18 protein-coding genes are annotated in these 16,374 nt (G+C 36.1%); 2 read left to right on the top strand and 16 right to left on the bottom strand.

The window, feature by feature from the left end; all coding sequences use genetic code 11:
• Positions 1-145: 145 nt before the first annotated feature.
• The 11 genes from NEF87_RS12120 to NEF87_RS12070 all read right to left on the bottom strand — a co-directional run bounded on the left by NEF87_RS12120 (position 146) and on the right by NEF87_RS12070 (position 11,226).
• A complete protein-coding gene (locus NEF87_RS12120) occupies positions 146-1,489 on the bottom strand; it encodes a hypothetical protein (RefSeq protein WP_457920010.1) in 1,344 nt (447 codons plus the stop codon).
• A gap of 96 nt (positions 1,490-1,585) precedes the next feature.
• Positions 1,586-2,815 (bottom strand): 6-phosphofructokinase, encoded by a 1,230-nt coding sequence (locus tag NEF87_RS12115; RefSeq protein WP_457920009.1) that lies wholly within the window; start codon positions 2,813-2,815, stop codon positions 1,586-1,588.
• A gap of 631 nt (positions 2,816-3,446) precedes the next feature.
• Positions 3,447-3,977 carry a THUMP domain-containing protein gene (locus NEF87_RS12110; RefSeq protein WP_457920008.1) on the bottom strand — a complete coding sequence of 177 codons (531 nt, stop codon included), beginning with the start codon at positions 3,975-3,977 and terminating at the stop codon, positions 3,447-3,449.
• Entirely contained in the window at positions 3,964-4,707 is a 744-nt protein-coding gene (locus NEF87_RS12105) for a hypothetical protein (RefSeq protein ID WP_457920007.1), read from the bottom strand. Before NEF87_RS12105 ends, NEF87_RS12110 begins: the two co-directional genes overlap by 14 nt.
• Positions 4,708-4,774: 67 nt before the next feature.
• Entirely contained in the window at positions 4,775-5,566 is a 792-nt protein-coding gene (locus tag NEF87_RS12100; protein WP_371801619.1) for an SDR family NAD(P)-dependent oxidoreductase, read from the bottom strand.
• 15 nt (positions 5,567-5,581) lie between these two features.
• The gene (locus NEF87_RS12095) at positions 5,582-6,442 is read right to left on the bottom strand and encodes an SDR family NAD(P)-dependent oxidoreductase (protein ID WP_371806824.1); all 861 of its coding nucleotides are present in this window, start codon (positions 6,440-6,442) and stop codon (positions 5,582-5,584) included.
• A 69-nt stretch (positions 6,443-6,511) separates the two neighbouring features.
• Positions 6,512-7,822, bottom strand: a complete 1,311-nt coding sequence (locus NEF87_RS12090) for an acetyl-CoA C-acyltransferase (protein ID WP_371806823.1) — start codon at positions 7,820-7,822, stop codon at positions 6,512-6,514.
• Between the two features lie 211 nt (positions 7,823-8,033).
• Positions 8,034-8,972, bottom strand: coding sequence for a thiamine pyrophosphate-dependent enzyme (locus tag NEF87_RS12085; protein WP_371806822.1), 939 nt, complete (start codon positions 8,970-8,972; stop codon positions 8,034-8,036).
• Positions 8,973-8,983: 11 nt separating this feature from the next.
• The gene (locus NEF87_RS12080) at positions 8,984-10,276 is read right to left on the bottom strand and encodes a ferredoxin oxidoreductase (RefSeq protein WP_457920006.1); all 1,293 of its coding nucleotides are present in this window, start codon (positions 10,274-10,276) and stop codon (positions 8,984-8,986) included.
• Positions 10,277-10,286: 10 nt separating this feature from the next.
• Positions 10,287-10,571 carry a 4Fe-4S binding protein gene (locus NEF87_RS12075; protein ID WP_371806848.1) on the bottom strand — a complete coding sequence of 95 codons (285 nt, stop codon included), beginning with the start codon at positions 10,569-10,571 and terminating at the stop codon, positions 10,287-10,289.
• Between the two features lie 55 nt (positions 10,572-10,626).
• Positions 10,627-11,226, bottom strand: a complete 600-nt coding sequence (locus NEF87_RS12070; RefSeq protein ID WP_371806820.1) for a 2-oxoacid:acceptor oxidoreductase family protein — start codon at positions 11,224-11,226, stop codon at positions 10,627-10,629.
• Positions 11,227-11,459: 233 nt separating this feature from the next.
• Here NEF87_RS12070 and NEF87_RS12065 point away from each other — a divergent pair, with 233 nt between their 5' ends.
• Positions 11,460-12,083 (top strand): ZPR1 zinc finger domain-containing protein, encoded by a 624-nt coding sequence (locus NEF87_RS12065; RefSeq protein ID WP_457920005.1) that lies wholly within the window; start codon positions 11,460-11,462, stop codon positions 12,081-12,083.
• Positions 12,084-12,108: 25 nt separating this feature from the next.
• Here NEF87_RS12065 and NEF87_RS12060 read toward each other — a convergent pair whose 3' ends face one another.
• Positions 12,109-12,276: a hypothetical protein gene (locus tag NEF87_RS12060; RefSeq protein ID WP_371806818.1), complete on the bottom strand. Its 168-nt coding sequence runs from the start codon at positions 12,274-12,276 to the stop codon at positions 12,109-12,111.
• A 130-nt stretch (positions 12,277-12,406) separates the two neighbouring features.
• Positions 12,407-12,892, bottom strand: coding sequence for a GNAT family N-acetyltransferase (locus NEF87_RS12055; RefSeq protein WP_457920004.1), 486 nt, complete (start codon positions 12,890-12,892; stop codon positions 12,407-12,409).
• Positions 12,893-13,029: 137 nt separating this feature from the next.
• Here NEF87_RS12055 and NEF87_RS12050 point away from each other — a divergent pair, with 137 nt between their 5' ends.
• Positions 13,030-14,094, top strand: coding sequence for a hypothetical protein (locus NEF87_RS12050; protein WP_457920003.1), 1,065 nt, complete (start codon positions 13,030-13,032; stop codon positions 14,092-14,094).
• 53 nt (positions 14,095-14,147) lie between these two features.
• Here the strand turns inward: NEF87_RS12050 and NEF87_RS12045 are convergent, their stop codons facing one another.
• From NEF87_RS12045 to NEF87_RS12035, 3 genes are read right to left on the bottom strand one after another with little or no spacing between them, the layout of a single operon-like run.
• Positions 14,148-14,969: an alpha/beta fold hydrolase gene (locus NEF87_RS12045; RefSeq protein WP_457920002.1), complete on the bottom strand. Its 822-nt coding sequence runs from the start codon at positions 14,967-14,969 to the stop codon at positions 14,148-14,150.
• Between the two features lie 28 nt (positions 14,970-14,997).
• Positions 14,998-15,420, bottom strand: a complete 423-nt coding sequence (locus NEF87_RS12040; protein WP_371806815.1) for an NUDIX domain-containing protein — start codon at positions 15,418-15,420, stop codon at positions 14,998-15,000.
• Between the two features lie 9 nt (positions 15,421-15,429).
• A complete protein-coding gene (locus NEF87_RS12035) occupies positions 15,430-16,245 on the bottom strand; it encodes a CDP-archaeol synthase (protein ID WP_457920001.1) in 816 nt (271 codons plus the stop codon).
• Positions 16,246-16,374 lie beyond the last annotated feature (129 nt).

Here is a 16,374-nt window from a genome sequence, read left to right as displayed (position 1 = left end):
CACGCGGAGCTATCTTTACTTTAACTACTAGTTTGATTTCAGTTTGAATTTTTCTCGATACTTCAAGGAATAAAACTAATGGAATACTGCAATTTATTTAATATTGTAATGATAAAGATGAAAAAAAATGAGATAAAATCTCAAATTACTTTTTAGAGGGCTTTTTTTCTGTTTTCTTCTCTTCCCGTTTCTTCAAACGCTGTTGTTTCTTTTCTTGAGCTCGAATTTTGCTTTCTTCTAATCCAGAATCAATAATTGATTCTGTTTTCATTATTTTTAGAAGAGTGAAAGCGTAACCATTATGGAGGAAGAAAATAAAAAGCAGTATTAAAATCACAAATATTTCGGTAATGAGTGAATATGCAAGTAAAGCCAACCCTCCACTCAAAGCAGCCAGTGCTGCAAAAATATTTTCTCCGCTTCCAGAACTTAAGGCATCGATGATCAAAGTGATTATCCAAATGATCAGAGATGAAGCAAGTAAAACGATGGCGATTAATATCCCAACTGCGAGAATTTTAGCTGGAAGGTTATCTTCAGTAGTAGCTTTAGGGGTATATTGGATAAAAAGTGCTTTCATAATCACATTGTTCCCCCATTTATAGATAAACATAGCTGATATCATGGTTCCAAATGATAGAGTTCCAAAAAATCCAATTATTGATAATTGAACCCCAAAGATATAATCTTCACGGAATGTCGTTCCCCAATCGCTTGAAAATGATTCAATTATAGTCCACACAATACCAAATACGATTCCAACAAGAATCAAAACCAATATTCCAAAAACAATTTTGCCTGTAATCCGTTCATTCTTTGAAAAATCATGAATTTCTTCTACTTTCTGGTTATAACGTAGGATTTTGTTGATTAGAAGATAATATCCATTTTGCCAAATATAAATCATACCATATATTAACCCATCTAAGAGAAGAACAATTAGTCCAATTATCAAAACTATGGAACCTCCGGTTAATTCTCTCATGAAACTCCAAAAACCTAACTCGTCAGTAAAAACTGTTGCATCAATTAAAAACATAAGAAATGCGACTATTAAACCAACAAATATTGTGAAAAATGAAATTAAAGCACCTGCAGTAATTATTTTTGCAGGTAAATACTCATCTGCAGTTTTCACTTCTTTTTCTGGAGCTTCCTTGAAAAGACTTTCCATTAAATTCTTCTTTCCACGCTTATACAGCACAACTAAAAACAGAACTAAGAAGAAAATACCTAACAATATTAAACCAGTTATAAATAACTGTGATTGAATTGTTAATTCTGTGAAATTTGAGAATTTCTCTTGAGAAAATATATCTCCAATTGCCCAAATGCCTCCGATTACGGTTACAAATAATCCGAGCATAGTTATCCAAAGAATTGACTTTACAATGACTTTTTTCGCAACTTCTGCTTTCTCTGCTGAAAGTAAAGGCGATTTAGTTGGTGCATCCTCTTCGGTTGTAGGTTTATTCTTATCATCACTCATAATATATCACTTGTATTTAATTTAAAAAATCAACCTTAATAGTGTTTCATTACAAATCGAATCTACAAAATGTTGTGAAAAAAGAGAAGGAAAAAATTAATTGAATAATTTTTCTTTGGATTTGTGTTTCACACTTGTCATCGCATTACGAATTTGAATTAAATCTGAATCTGGATCAATTAATCCCTTTTTCGAACCTTGTACTAAATCCACAGGGACAATTTCTGTTCCTTTCAAAGCGGCCATCTTTCCATAATCCCCTTGTAAAATATAATCACAAGCATGCCATCCATATCTTAACCCAAGAACGCGATCAAACACATTTGGGGTACCCGCTCGCATAGTGTGTCCTAATACAACAGACCGAATTTCATAATGAGCATGACGATCATTGAAATATTTCATTAGATCTTCTCGATTCTTTAATTCTTTCGAAATTTTGTCTGCAATTCCCAATTTTGGTAGTTCAGGGTTACCAAAGGAATCTTTAGGTAAATTGTCGATATCTTCTTGAGTGATGACGGTGAAATCTCTCTCAAGAGATTCTTTTGTAGGATAAGCACCTTCAGAACATGCAATCATGTGGTATTTATAGCCCGAATTTGCCCGTTTTTTTAATACATCAACAATATTTTTTTCAAAATCGAAGGGAGTTTCTGGAAGCAAAATAATATCCGCTCCAGAAGATAAACCACTATACAAGGTTAACCATCCTGCATCGCGTCCCATAATTTCGGTTATAAAAATCCTTTGGTGGGAATGAGCTGTTGTGGTTAAATTATCGAGGGTATTGCTGGCAAGTTGGGCTCCACTGAAAAACCCGAAGGTGAAATCTGTTCCAGCTAAATCATTGTCAATCGTTTTTGGGCATCCACAGACTTTTGCATTACCATATTTGTACATCGCGGCAGCAACTCCTTGGGTATCATCTCCTCCAATACTAATTAACGCATCAATCCCTAAAATTTTAAATTTGGATGCGAGATCTTTGCCGATTTCAATCGATTTTGCTTCCTTCTCTTGAGGATCCTTGATTTTTGCTAGAGCTTTGAAAGGATTAGTTCGAGAAGTATAAAGAATCGTCCCTCCTTTTGTATGCAAATCATCCAATTCCCCAATTTCTAAAACCTGTGTATAATGATCTACCATTTCAGGTGTAATATCTTCTTTATTCATTGCAAAGACTTTCCACCCTTTTATTATCCCGACCATTTCCACATCTATGTTTTTTTCACGATATGCTCGTAATAGAGCTCCGTAAATAACAGCATTTAATCCGGGGCAATCTCCTCCTCCAGTTAAAATCCCAATTCGCATTTTTTCCATTTTTGACCATCATTTCCTAGATTCTAAAACATTAATTATTCCTTCAAATGAGGGAAAATTCAAAAAAGTTGCGTCATGGTATTCTTTGTAAGATATAAAAAATGCTGTTTTAATTAAGATCCATTCCTATTCACATGAACACATATTTTTGAATATGAATCTAAAAGTCATATTCGAGTATTTAAAGCTAAAATTCAAAATTTTTTTGTTCTATAGTGTCAGTTTTGGGCTATTGTCAATATTTATTAGAAAAACTTGTTTAATTAGTATTAGACTCTTGAAAACGAGGGTGCAACGTTCCAAAAAATGATGGAGGAAAAAATTTAAAAAAAAACCCAGATTTTTGTTTGAATTGGTTAAATCTCGCAAGTAGTGCTGAATTTTGATCAATGGAACAATAAATCATACAAACAACTATGGTCGCCGCATGAATTTTATTTTGTCTTTTTGGATGGTGATGTGGAAAACGTCACCTTGATTTCGCCCCTTCGTGGGGTTTCCTCCTTTTACGAACCATATTGGTTCGCTGTTCATGCGGGGCCTTCTCTCCTTTCTTTTTTTGGCTTGCTTTCAATCCTTCAAATTTCACTTTTGTAAAATTGAGTCAATAAGATAGGAAAAAATTGTATATCTAGTTTTCATTAACTAACTTGAAATAATCATGATCCGTTAAAATGGAAATCCCCGTTTTTTCTCCAATGATTTCAATCTGTATATTCCAATCAAAATCTTTGAGTGAAACTGGGTTTGAAAAACTTTCAGCTATCACAGGAATAATTTCATTTGTTTTCAAGCGTGTTTGTCGTTTTCGGATGGTGATTCGAAATTTGGAATTAGAATCCTTAGCTATCGGGTGGTTGGCTGCTAAATCAATAGTTGCCTGTCTGATAAGATCAATTTCGGTTGGAACAACCACATCGATTGGATAAATTTTTTGCAAGAAGTTCACTGAGTTTGGATCATGAACTTCCACACTTTCTTTAAGATGCTTGATTAATTTTCGGGGTTCGCAATCCGTTTGGGCTAAAATTAGTCCGGGATTGCCTGTTTGAGTAAAAATAGGATTTTCATCTCCGATCGCTAAGAGATTAAACCATAATTCACATTCTGCTTGTCGCTCATAAGATCGTGCAGTGGATACGATTAAATTAAAATTCATCATCAGTAGATTCTTCCTCATCACATTTTTCAATAAAACTTGAAATCTCTTGGGTAGAAATTAACCCTTCTTTGATAATATCTATGTTCACATCATCTAAACATTCAACAATTGTGGCACTTTTTAAGTTCCTTCCCTTTTGAAGTGTGCCATGATCCAAGATCATTCCTATTCGTTTATCTGTATATAATTCTGCAAATCTTGTTGAATCAACACATGGAACACCTGAACCATCTTGAGCATATATACCCACTAATATCGGCACAGCTTTATGGATTTTTAGTAATTGAATAAAAGCGGTAAACACAAGATCGTTCGGGATCATTAACTTGATTGTCTCAGAGGGAAAAATGGTATCTAAAATTTGAGGTGAAACAGTTTTTTGGAGTTTAGAAAATAGAGGGTGGGATTTATTTATAGGAACTTGCAATATCAATTCTTTGGGCCAAAATTCTTGAGCCATTTTGATAGCAATAGGAGAAAAAATGCCAATTTCCATTGCTTGTTCAAGTGAATCTAATATAAATATTATTTGGTCTGGAAACAATCCCCAATTCACACTTGTAAAGGAAGATTGCCAAGATGACTGTTCTGGGTTGGCTATTAGACCATAACCTCCTCTATTAAAGGGTAATGCAATTAAGTTTTCTTCTAAATGCGATTCTTTTGCACACTGAAGTAAGAAATCCCATTGCTTTTTTTGGCTATTTTTTAGCTTGACCAATAATCCCATATATGGTTTGTAAGTATATGGCTTGTAAATAAATTTTGGAAGTATAAAAAGGTAGAAAAAAAAAGAACTAGATCATTGCTCCACCGTCACCCAATAATAATTGGCCAGTTACCCAATTAGAGAGATCACAACTGAAGAATAACACGATTCGTGCTATATCTTCTGGTAATCCTCCCCGTTTATTGCGTGAAAATGGTATTGCATTAATTGCTATTCCTCGAATTGCAGCGGGCATCCCTAATTTCATCCCGGGTTTCTTTTCGGCAGTCATTCGGGTTTCTACAAATCCTGGAGCTAGGGCATTTACGCAGACTCGATGTCTGGCTAACTCCCGGGCACAAGATTTAGTGTAGGAAATAATTGCTCCTTTGGCAATTGCATAATTAGCTTGACCGATGTTTCCAGACACTCCAGTAGTACTTGAGAAATTCACGATTTTCTTAAATTCTAAATCGCGATCTTCTTTTAAGAATTCAGCCAAAACAGCTTGAGTACATACATGAGTCCCTTTCAAGTTTACATCAATGATAAATCGTAACAATTTATCATCCATTTTATGAATTAAGGCATCTCGACTAGTTCCTGCATTGTTAACAAGAATATCCACCTTTCCAAAGGCTGCAACGGTATCTGCAACCATTTTCGATACTTGTTCAACATTAGTAACATCGGCTGGACAGGCAATTACATCTCCACCAAGAGCTTTCAATTCGGCAACTGTCTCTTCACAAGGTTTTGGGTCGATATCATTAATTGTAACTTTACATCCTTGTTGAACAAATAATGTCGCAATTCCTTTTCCAATCCCACGACCGCTTCCAGTAATTATTGCTACTTTTCCTTTTAGTAAGTTTTCCATCTTCATTCCTCCTAATTATTGCTCCAATTTGAGCCATAGTCCTCCATCGGCGCTAATTATTTGCCCATTTATAACAATTGCATCATCGGATGCTAAAAAGGCGGCCAGTGGGGCGATTTTATCAAATGTAATTGGTTGATTTGCCATGTCAGTTTGAGTGGCCATGAACCCATCACGGATTTTTTCTCGAGGACCTTGCATTTTCTTTTCAGCAAAGGGTCCACAAGCAATAGTGTTTACATTTGCAAATCTTCCAAATTCTCTTGCTAAACTTTTTGTCAAGCCAACAATTGAACCTTTAAATGCTGAATAAATGGCCCCCATTGACATTCCGGCTTTTCCTACCATACTGGTGATCATTACTACTTTTGCATAGGATCCAGTTGTTTTACGTTGGGCAGAAAACAATTCTCGGACTGCTGCCAATAAATGGAAGGTAGGAGTGATGTTCTGTTCACGTAGATCATTATACATTTCCTCGGAAGTTGAATCTAAACGAGCTTTTTCAAATTTATCGAAATTTGTAATTAAAATGTCCAATTTTCCATATTCTTGGGCGATGTCTTCAACCATTTTTAAGGCTGGATTATCTTTCCATACTACTTTCGTTTTTTTATTGCCTCGATGATCAGTATATTCTTCAGTTTCATACGTTCGATCTTTCATCAAATCGCATTCCACTGCCTTTGATTGACCACCAAGTGCTTTGGCACATTCTTGAGCAATTGCAAAATCAGTATCAACAAGCACTACTTGCGCACCATCATCTAACAATTGCTTTGCTATAACACCGCCGAGGCCCATCTTGAATTTATCTTTCTTGAGTTTTCCAAGATTTCCTCCAATAAGTGCGGTTTTCCCTTCAAATCTTCCCATGTTTTTTCACATTTACGAAGTTGTTAATATATAATTATAAAAAAAAGGATTTCATCCATATTTGGACGATTAAATATTGGTATTTTCCATTATAACGGCAACACCTTGTCCAGAACCACAACAAAGGTTGGCTAATCCGTATTTGGCTTTCTTCTCGTTCAAAATTCGGGCTAAAGTTGCTGGTAATCGGATACCTGATGCTCCGAGGGGATGACCAATTGCTGTGGATCCCCCTTTGACGTTCACTTTTTCCATTGGAATGTTGAAGTGGTGCATACAATTGAGAGCAACGACTGAAAACGCTTCGTTAATTTCCCAATAATCAATATCATCTGCTTTTAATCCCGCATGCTTTAAGGCCATTTCTGATGCTGGTACTGGACCACGGCCCATTACGGAAGGATCTACACCCGCCCATCCCATTCCAATGATTTTAACCATTGGTTTTACATCGTGTGATTCCATAGCTTCTTTGGACATTAACACACATGTCGCAGCACCTGCATTTAATGGAGATGCCATTCCTGCGGTGATTACTCCTTTGGTAGTTCCAAAGCGTTCTTTGTATTCCTTTTTCTTGAACTTTGGATGTTTATATCCACCTCGGAATCCTGGATTACTGGCAGGTGGTAAAGACATTGTTTTTTCTAAGGTAACTCCTTTTCGAACTGCAAGATCTCGTTCTACTAACATTGGCTCATCAAGATTTCCTTCTTTATGACCCATTACCGGAATAAGTTCTCCTTTAAAATATCCCTCATCATAGGCTTTAGATGCTAAATTATGACTTCTCACTCCCAATTTTGCCATATCTTCTACTGTAATATGGTCACTTTCTTCTTCAAAAAGTTTTTGTGCCGTCTGAAGCATTTGAAATCCTGTCATAATGTCAAGATCTCCACGATAGAAAATATTACCCTCTGTTTCTTGCACTAAGAAAGTTGGAGGTTTAATATTTTTTTGAAGTTGCATATCCATTGATTCTTGATACATGTGTTCGGCTCCGCTACATACTTCAATGTCACCATAACCCGTCATAATCGACATGACTGCATGATGCATTCCAGACATAGCAGATCCACAAGCTCGATCAAAGAATAAACTTGGGACTGTTGCAGGCATGCCGCCAGCAAACCATGAATTTCGTCCAGCGTAACTCCAATTGTGGCCCACAGGAACGGAACATCCAATGGTAAATTCGGACACTTCTTCTGGTTGAACTTTTCCTTTTAATCGTTCTTCAAACATATTACGGAGTGTATATCCGACTAATTGATGGCTTGAAACTTCACTAAAAGCACTTCTTTCTCGTGATGTGGGTCGTGCACGTGAGAATGGTGTGCGCACATAATCGACCATGTAGCATTCTTTAAATGTCATATTTTTCACTTTATACAATAATTTTTTAGTTCAAAATTACAGTAATTGGAATATTTTCGGTGTAGTTAAAAAAGCCTTATTTACGAAAATCAATTATTTTGGTGAATTGATTTTTTTATAAGAATTATTTCATTGGTAGATAAGCTTAAAATTCGAAGAAAACGGAATAAAAATGGTCAAAAGGGAAAAAAATAAGAAAAAACACCAGATTTTACAATTCGGCTTCTTCTTGATACACTAAGTGACGATCGATCCACGCCCACCACTTGTCAGTGTCTTCTTGTAATACTTTCAAGACTTCTTCATCCACCTTTTTGAAGCGTCCTTGGTTCTTCTTATTGAAATATTCTCCCAAGGGCTTGCGCTTGGTTTTGTCATGCATTCGTACACTTTTACCGTTTAAAGTCAACTTCCCATTTTCTATCTCATAGAGTGGGAAAATGCCGCAATCAATAGCCATCTGCGCATGTTGAATTGTATCCTTCGCTTCTGAGCGCCATCCTGGAGGGCAGGGGCTCAAAATTTGAATATAGCGGAATCCTTTGATGTCCTTGGCTTTTTTAAATTTATCATACAAATCCATTGGATCTGACACGGAAGCTGTCGCAACATAAGGGACATTATGGGCTGCCACGATCATGGGCAAATTTTTCTTGTGTTGTTCTTTTCCATAAGGTGTTGTTGTTGTAACAACTCCATGAGGGGTCGAACTACTTCTTTGATTTCCGGTATTCTGGTAGGCTTCATTGTCATAACAGACATAAATGATGTCTTCGTTGCGCTCAGCGGCGCCACTTAATCCTTGAAGGCCAATATCGGTAGTGCCTCCATCGCCGGCCCAAACCACAACATTGTAGTGGCCTTTACCTTTCGTGATCAAACCATGTTTCATACCCGTAGCGGCAGCGGTTGCACCTGCAAAAGCCATGTTAAACCAAGGCCAATCAGGGGCGGATTTGGGCCACACTCCAGTGACAACATTGCTGCAGCTGGCGGGGGAAATAGTAACGGTATATTGTCCCAGAGCTTTCATGGCCCAGCGGAGGGCCATGTCTAATCCACAGCCTTGGCAGGTTGAATTACCAGCAAGGAAATATTCGCGTCGAGCTTCGGGAATATTGATTAAATCTTTTATTTTTGATTTTGCCATGTTAATCTCTCCTATATATCTCCAAAGTAAGGTTCTGAAAAGTCTGCGGGCTTTTCGCCTTCTCCAGTCATCAATCCGGTCCAATAGGTGCCAAACATCTTATGTTTACGGGCTGGTTCCACACCGGTGTCCTTATATTCAAATAATATTTTGATTTGTTCCATTTGTTGATCAAATGTAGTATCGCGTCCACCTATACCCGCAACAAAGGGGATTATGTGGGCATTTTTGGCTTCAGGATCTCGTTGACATACTGCCATGATATCAGTACACACTGGACTGGCGGTTGGATTTCCAAAAGCAATGGCTCGATCAACGACTCCGACAACGGGAATCCGTCTAATATACGATAAAATATCTTCAGTTGGGAACGGTCGATAGGTGCGAATGCGTAAAGCTCCTACTTTTAATCCCATTTTTCGGGCTGCGTCCACTGCATCTTCGGCTTGTTTGGCAATGCCCCCGTAGCCAATTAACAGAACTTCGGCATCATCGGTCATATAAGGTTCGACCATTCCATTTCCATAACTTCTCCCAAATTTGGCTTTAAAATCGGCCATCACTTGTTTTATGACTGGTTTAGCCCGTAATTGTGCTTCTTGAGCTTTAATCCGGAATTCCGCATAAGTTTGCGGCATAATCATGGCACCACTCATAATAGGGCGATCTCCATCAACCCAAATGTGTGGCCATTCTTCGGTTTTTGGGCGCACAAATTGTTGTGCTTCTTCCCAAGATATTCGTTTCACGGGTTTCGCGGTGTGACTTAAAACAAAGCCACCATAGGCGGGGAAAAGCGGAAGCATTACATCAGGATGTTCGGCAATGTTATAACTCATTAAGATTGTATCATATATTTCTTGATGGGAGCTTAAAAATTGAATTAAAATCCCAGAATCTCGCTGGTTCATAATGTCTCCATAATCTGCCCAAATATTCCATCCTCCACCAGTTAATGCACGAGCAGCGATTGAAAGTACTACGGGAATACGTGCACCCACCATCCAATGGACCATCTCGGACATATAGAGAAGTCCTTGTCCCGCTGTTGCGGAATAAGTTCGAGCTCCTGCAAATGCTGCTCCAACCAATCCTGCTCCAACAGAGTGTTCCGATTCCATTCGAATATATTCAACTTTTTGCCCTCGGTCAAGAAATTCTTTTTCTCCGACCAATTCACTCAGTTTTTCAACAACAGTTGTTTGAGGGGTAATTGGATATGCAGTCACACAATCGATATCTGCATCCATAGCCGCATATGCTGCGGCTAAATTTCCTTTTAATGGACCTTCTTTAAATACCATAATATTTCACCTAATTTGACTCCTTTTTCATGTCGATGCATTTCTTTGGGCAATTATTTGCACATACTCCGCATCCTTTACAATATTCATAGTCGACATATACTTCTTTGGTTTCATCATTAACTTTGATCGTCCCTTCAGGACAATACATGAAACAGAAGTAGCACTTGATACATTGTTCTTGATCAATTACAGGTCGAAAAGTTCGCCAAGCTCCAGTTTTTCCAGCACTTCCCTTTATGGGGAACGAGACTGAAGCGGGAGGTAATTCCCAATAATTATCCCAACATTGTATTTCTGGACGGTCGTCTCGACATTTATTAATAGATTTCCATTTTTCTTCTGTCATTTTATCGCAACTCCACAATTCTTTTTGCCGCTTCTACAGCGGCTTTGTAATTGGCTTCACCTTTGGAACCAAACTTCTTCGTGGCAATTTCTCGAATTGTTTCTAAATTCAAACCTAAGGTATTTTCGCCAGATTCGTCTTTATATTTGATTTTAGATAGTGCCCCTAACAATGGGACATTTAAAATTGGATATCCCGATGCTAATAGATTCATTTCTAATGCAATATCGGTCACTGGAGAAGTATAGATTTTTGTATTTTCCGGAAATTGGCTTAAATCAACCTCTGAATTAGTGTTAATTAACACTGTTCCATGTTTAATTGCGTCAGCCACACCAGGTAGTGCCAATAAAGAAGAATCATAGATAATTGTAATATCGGCGTCATCTACAGCGGCAAAATTTTTGATTTCACGAATTCGCGATATTTTGGAAAATGCTTTAATTGGAGCACCTCGTCGCTCAGCTCCAATTTTAGGAATAGATAATACATCTTTGTATCCATCCGCATATGCAACTTCACAGAGAAGTAAGGCTCCCGTAATTGCACCTTGACCTCCCCTGCCGTGGCAAGTTATTTCATAGATTTTTTCATTGGTCATAAAAATTCCTCGAGTAAAAAATTCACTTAGTTTTTGAAAAACGTCACAATTTTTAAATGGGGTTTTTGTGTCTAAAATTTTCATTTTAACACCATTAAAATATCAAGGCGACGTTTTATCGATATTTATTGATTTTGTATATATACTCTAGAAAAAAAAAAGCTTCACCTTTGTAAAAAAAAGGCTTTTTATATAAACAAAAAATTTTTCCATAATGCCTAACTCATTGTCCTATGGGGAATTCCATCGAAGAAAAAACATCCTTAAAACGAAGTCAAGGGACTTATGAACTTCCTGAAATCACTGATGATCTATCTTGCCCGGTATGTGGTAAAAAAACGTTAAAAATGTCCCGTACATTATATAAGCTTCCAGATGGCGATGATATCTTTATTTTACTCCTCGAATGCAATGAGTGTAATTATCGAAAAACCGATATGATCAGCATGTTTACAGCGTTTCAACCAGGTGAATACCGCCTTTGTGTTGATGATGGTGACCTTACTCACAAAATATTTCGTGGAGCCACTGGAAATCTTGATATTGAAGAAATTGGCGTTTCTATTGAACGAGGTCCTGCAGCAAATTTTGATTTTACAAATATTGAAGGGATTTTATTAAAAATCGAAGAGAAGTTGAAGTTCTTTTTAGAGACTAATCCGATTGATTCCATTGAATGGAAAAATTGCAACGAATCCATAAAGCGTCTCCGAAAATGTATGGCTGGAGAAATGGTCTTTAATGTTGTTTTAAAGGATACAGATGGGGGTTCCTATATTACACCCACAAGTGCAGATAAAATGACATTTGTTTCCTATAAAAAGAAAAAAGATCAACCAGATAAAAAGAATAGTTAAAAAAACGTAGTAATTTGAAGCGGGATTATTCTTCCCATTTACCTTCGGCTTTTAATTTTTCTTTCAATTTTTCCAATTCTTCAGCACGTTTTTTCTTTTCAGCTTCATAAGCCGCTTTTTCTTCATCGGAAACGTGTTTCATGGCAGATTTATCATGCTGTTCAATTTCTCTTTTAAGTTCATCTTCGCTCATATTTTTCACCGTATAATCAAAATTGTTTATTGTAAGATCCACAATAAATATCTTATTTTTTACTTTGATTTTTTCCCCTATTAAGTTTTACACACTTATAAGGAAATGTTTCTCGATATTAACAACCAATTTAATCAGCCTTCGACTTTTTAGTTAGCATCAAGATCATGGTATATGCCGATTCCTTGCTGTCATCATAGTATTCCTCGATGGTTTCAACAATTTTAAAGCCATGTTTTTTATATAAATTAATCGCTTTTTCATTACTAACTTTCACATGCAGTTGCACAACTTGTACATTAAACCGTTGTAAATCGACCAAAGTTCGTTGGAGAAGTCGATTTCCAAATCCTTGCCTTTGAAATTTAGGATGAATCGCTAACGTAATCAATTCTACAGCTTGGGTTTCCTTAACATTTTCTTCTCCCATCATATTGGAACAGATTGAAAATCCTACCAAACTCATATCTATCGGATTGATCATTTTCAAAAATAGAATTGAATCTTTAATTAATCGGTTGATGGTATTGATATCATACCCGTCTTGTTCAAAGGCGAAAAGTTCCACGCGCATAAGTTCAATAATATCAGAATAATGTCCCGGAACGATCATCATAAAGATTTCTATCTAAATAAGGAATCCCTTTCCTAAAAAGGTAATAGGGGGTAAAGGCAATTCTGGAAAAAGATATCATATCTTTATATGGAGTAATTATCCATAATAATATATTAAAAAAAATGTGTAGGATTAATATGCAAAACCATGAATTATTAATTCAATTACTTGAAAACGTTAATAAATTTGATATTTCCATAAAAAATGATAAAAATACTTTAAATTATTTGATCAATTGGCTGAAAATTCATTCGATTCTTCAAAAAAACTACAAAAACGATGAAAATTTTAGTAAACTAGATGTAGAAGACCAAAAAACAATACAAAATCTTTTAAATAAATTCCAGGATGAAATCATCCCCAATATACAACTTTATATCCAACAACTAAAAAAATTGCAGAAAAAAGAACTAAATGATCTTTTTCTCTCACACTATATGGATTTTACCAACCAGTCAGAAGAAAATAGTTACATTAACCCCGCGATATCACGACAAAATCTATTTGATTCCTTATTTTTTCTAAGTATTTTTCAGTTAGTGGTAGCACCCGCTATGATCAAAATCGCAAGATCCAAAATACTAGATAAAATAACTTCTTTACCTCAAAAATCAGAAGAATTAGAGGATATATTTCTTCCAAACATGGATGCTTTAATTTCTAATGAATCTATTAATCCGGCAAATAAAATACAAACAACCCCCATTAAAACATTTTTTGATCATGTAGGTTCTGATCTCAATAAGTGGTTTATTGTGCAAAAGAATAATGTCATTAATATCCAAAAGAAAATTGAAGAAAATAGTAATCATTTTATGAAATCTATTGAAAAACATTTGGAACAGGCTAAGCAAACCATTAAGTCAAAACAAATCGAAAGAAAAAAAAAACGTATCGAACGAAGGAAAAATATCCAATTGGACCTTAGACAAAAAGAACGACAACGGGATCAAGATCTTTTATATCAATTCAAGAATGTTATGCGCATTTCTCAGCGAATAAAACGAAATGATGTTGCTCGGGCTTTATCTATTCCGGAATCAGAACTTTTGCAACGCTTAATTCAGTGGGGGGATCAATATCCTTTTAAAATTAATAAAGATGAAATCATTGTGGAAGATCTAACAAAATTTGTTTCGGTTTTAGATAATCAATTTGAGGAATGGGAAAACCTCGAACAAGTGAAAAATGGAAAAATTTGATTGACCTCTCTTCTATGATGAAGTAGAGATTAGAAGATATTAAAAAAGATGTATTAAGAAATGTTTTGTAATTCCTTCAAAATATAATTTATAGCCTGTGGATCCTCAAAAACATCATGTCCTTTTCCGTGAAAAATCTTCAATTTTGCTTCAGGAATTAGATCATACATCTCCTCGAAACCTTCTAATGGCATATAATAATCTTGATCTCCACAGACAATTACGACGGGGACTCTAATTTTACGTAAATTTTCATCAGCATTATGATTTTCTTCCGCTTGGTATTCTATTAACACATCTTGAGAATAGGTTTTATTGCTTGGTTTCTTACTAAAGGTTCCTAGCAACCAGATCAAAGGTTTAATAACAGTTCGTTTTAATCCTTTAGGATATACAGCTGTAGCGATTAATGCGAAAGCACTCCCAAATTTACCTTTACTCAATAGACGTGCATATTTACAATCAAGCTGGAGACCAATTTCTGAGGTTTTATGGGATGCAGATAATAATATAAATTTGTCTGCTAAATTTGGATATAAAGCACAAAAATGTTGTAATATCATTCCTCCATACGAAAATCCAATAACCCCATGCACTTTTCCCCCCAAATCGTTTTTAATCATCTCAGCATAATCTGCAGCCATCTGAATTGTTGTATATCCTGAGGGAAGATCCGATTTTCGGCTGATAAGATACAATGTATAATTTTCAATAAGCGGAGTAAATGGTTTGGAATAAAATTGTAACATTATTCCATGGGGTATTTCGTTTCCTGGTCCACCCAAAAAGAATAATACTTTTTTTTCACCCGTTCCCAAAGCCACATATTCTAATCCATTCGAAAAGTGTCCATATTTACTTTGATGTTTTGGCATTATAGTCTTATCATGGGCAGTATATTAATTAAAAATTTTGTTGGATAACCCATTTTTGTCCTTGGGGATAAATCTGAGGAAGTGCGAGTTTTGGGCTTCTCCATTCTAAGAGATGATCATCTTCAATGGGATCCCATTTTTTAGTAAGTTTTTCTCCTAAATAATATACTCCTTGGATGAAGTAGTATTGTCCTTGGTGGGGAGATGAAAAATATTCTCCTGTTTCTGCGATTTTTTTTCCTATCTGAATCTCCCAGCCCAATTCCTCACGACATTCTCGGAGTAAACATTCTTCATCCGATTCTTCTTGTTCTTTTCCTCCTCCTGGTAAAAACAATCCCTTTACAGTTCGTACAAAGGCAATCTGATGTAATTCATTTTGGATAATAACATAAACTCCAGGTCGATTAATATATATGATACCTGCTTCCTTTTTACCAAAAATTTCCATCGTTTTCCCCTACCATGGAACACTTTTATGACCCGTCATATATGAAAGATTATTTGCCAAAATTGTGATGGTTGGAGTAATGATTATCATCATAATTAGGACATGAGGAACATGGGCTGAAATTGGAAGAAATACAAACCATCCTGCTAAAATGAGGCATCCACTTAAGAAATCAATTTGATCCACTATCCAGAAGGGCTGTCCTCGTTCAATATTTTTACGCCGTTTTGCCCAGCTCCCAAAAAGGTCTCCAAGAGCAGCACCATACGCACATAAAAACACTCTCGGGATTAATTTTAGAAATGTAAGTAGTGAAGGATTTGAGGATTTGTCCCCAAGGAGATATAAGGATAGATCAGCTAGGAGCAAATCAGGATCGTTGTTGTAGAAATTATAGAATACATTGGGATCCGCAACAAAATTTACCACTGCGGTCTCAATGGTTCCCCATTGCCAGTATAGGATAGTATGAATCCCCAAGGCAATTAGTCCACCTGTGAGAGGACCTAAGAGAAATCCTCGAAGAGATTTACCTGGACCAAATAAACGTCGTCCATCTTTCGCAAGCTTCCCATTATCTAATGGTCTGCCGCCTCCCACTACCACCATCATGGCATCTGCTAAGTAACCAGGCATGATAAAAATAATCCAATAAATTACGATACACCACCAATCGCTTAGCCTCCCATATTTAATAAAAAAATAAAGAAATTGGATGAGAATCCCCACAATGCCAGCAATGCAGAGAATTTGTGCAATTTTTTTATTTTTTTGATCCTTCGGTGATAGGGATTTCGATTTCTTTCGGGAACCCTTTAATGTCATGAGGTATAGAAATTTTAGAATTTAAAAAGAGTTTTTGGAATTTTTCACAACCTTCAATTAGTAGACTATGATGTCATTTTGGAAACTCAATCTTTTTGAAGAAGCTTCACGAAATAGGATTAAGAGATT

The organism is Candidatus Lokiarchaeum ossiferum, from assembly GCA_025839675.1.
In the GTDB taxonomy this organism is placed as follows: Archaea; Asgardarchaeota; Lokiarchaeia; order Sigyniarchaeales; family Promethearchaeaceae; genus Lokiarchaeum; species Lokiarchaeum ossiferum.
Note: the sequence above shows the minus strand (reverse complement) of the source record. Positions and strands in the feature narration are given on the sequence as shown.

What these genes read in the sequence shown, in the direction of transcription:
- NEF87_RS12120 (WP_457920010.1), bottom strand. Translation starts at nt 1,489, where the DNA reads ATGAGTGATGATAAGAATAAACCTACAACCGAAGAGGATGCACCAACT.
- NEF87_RS12115 (WP_457920009.1), bottom strand. Translation starts at nt 2,815, where the DNA reads ATGGAAAAAATGCGAATTGGGATTTTAACTGGAGGAGGAGATTGCCCC.
- NEF87_RS12110 (WP_457920008.1), bottom strand. Translation starts at nt 3,977, where the DNA reads ATGATGAATTTTAATTTAATCGTATCCACTGCACGATCTTATGAGCGA.
- NEF87_RS12105 (WP_457920007.1), bottom strand. Translation starts at nt 4,707, where the DNA reads ATGGGATTATTGGTCAAGCTAAAAAATAGCCAAAAAAAGCAATGGGAT.
- NEF87_RS12100 (WP_371801619.1), bottom strand. Translation starts at nt 5,566, where the DNA reads ATGGAAAACTTACTAAAAGGAAAAGTAGCAATAATTACTGGAAGCGGT.
- NEF87_RS12095 (WP_371806824.1), bottom strand. Translation starts at nt 6,442, where the DNA reads ATGGGAAGATTTGAAGGGAAAACCGCACTTATTGGAGGAAATCTTGGA.
- NEF87_RS12090 (WP_371806823.1), bottom strand. Translation starts at nt 7,822, where the DNA reads ATGACATTTAAAGAATGCTACATGGTCGATTATGTGCGCACACCATTC.
- NEF87_RS12085 (WP_371806822.1), bottom strand. Translation starts at nt 8,972, where the DNA reads ATGGCAAAATCAAAAATAAAAGATTTAATCAATATTCCCGAAGCTCGA.
- NEF87_RS12080 (WP_457920006.1), bottom strand. Translation starts at nt 10,276, where the DNA reads ATGGTATTTAAAGAAGGTCCATTAAAAGGAAATTTAGCCGCAGCATAT.
- NEF87_RS12070 (WP_371806820.1), bottom strand. Translation starts at nt 11,226, where the DNA reads ATGACCAATGAAAAAATCTATGAAATAACTTGCCACGGCAGGGGAGGT.
- NEF87_RS12065 (WP_457920005.1), top strand. Translation starts at nt 11,460, where the DNA reads ATGGGGAATTCCATCGAAGAAAAAACATCCTTAAAACGAAGTCAAGGG.
- NEF87_RS12060 (WP_371806818.1), bottom strand. Translation starts at nt 12,276, where the DNA reads ATGAGCGAAGATGAACTTAAAAGAGAAATTGAACAGCATGATAAATCT.
- NEF87_RS12055 (WP_457920004.1), bottom strand. Translation starts at nt 12,892, where the DNA reads ATGATGATCGTTCCGGGACATTATTCTGATATTATTGAACTTATGCGC.
- NEF87_RS12050 (WP_457920003.1), top strand. Translation starts at nt 13,030, where the DNA reads ATGCAAAACCATGAATTATTAATTCAATTACTTGAAAACGTTAATAAA.
- NEF87_RS12045 (WP_457920002.1), bottom strand. Translation starts at nt 14,969, where the DNA reads ATGCCAAAACATCAAAGTAAATATGGACACTTTTCGAATGGATTAGAA.
- NEF87_RS12040 (WP_371806815.1), bottom strand. Translation starts at nt 15,420, where the DNA reads ATGGAAATTTTTGGTAAAAAGGAAGCAGGTATCATATATATTAATCGA.
- NEF87_RS12035 (WP_457920001.1), bottom strand. Translation starts at nt 16,245, where the DNA reads ATGACATTAAAGGGTTCCCGAAAGAAATCGAAATCCCTATCACCGAAG.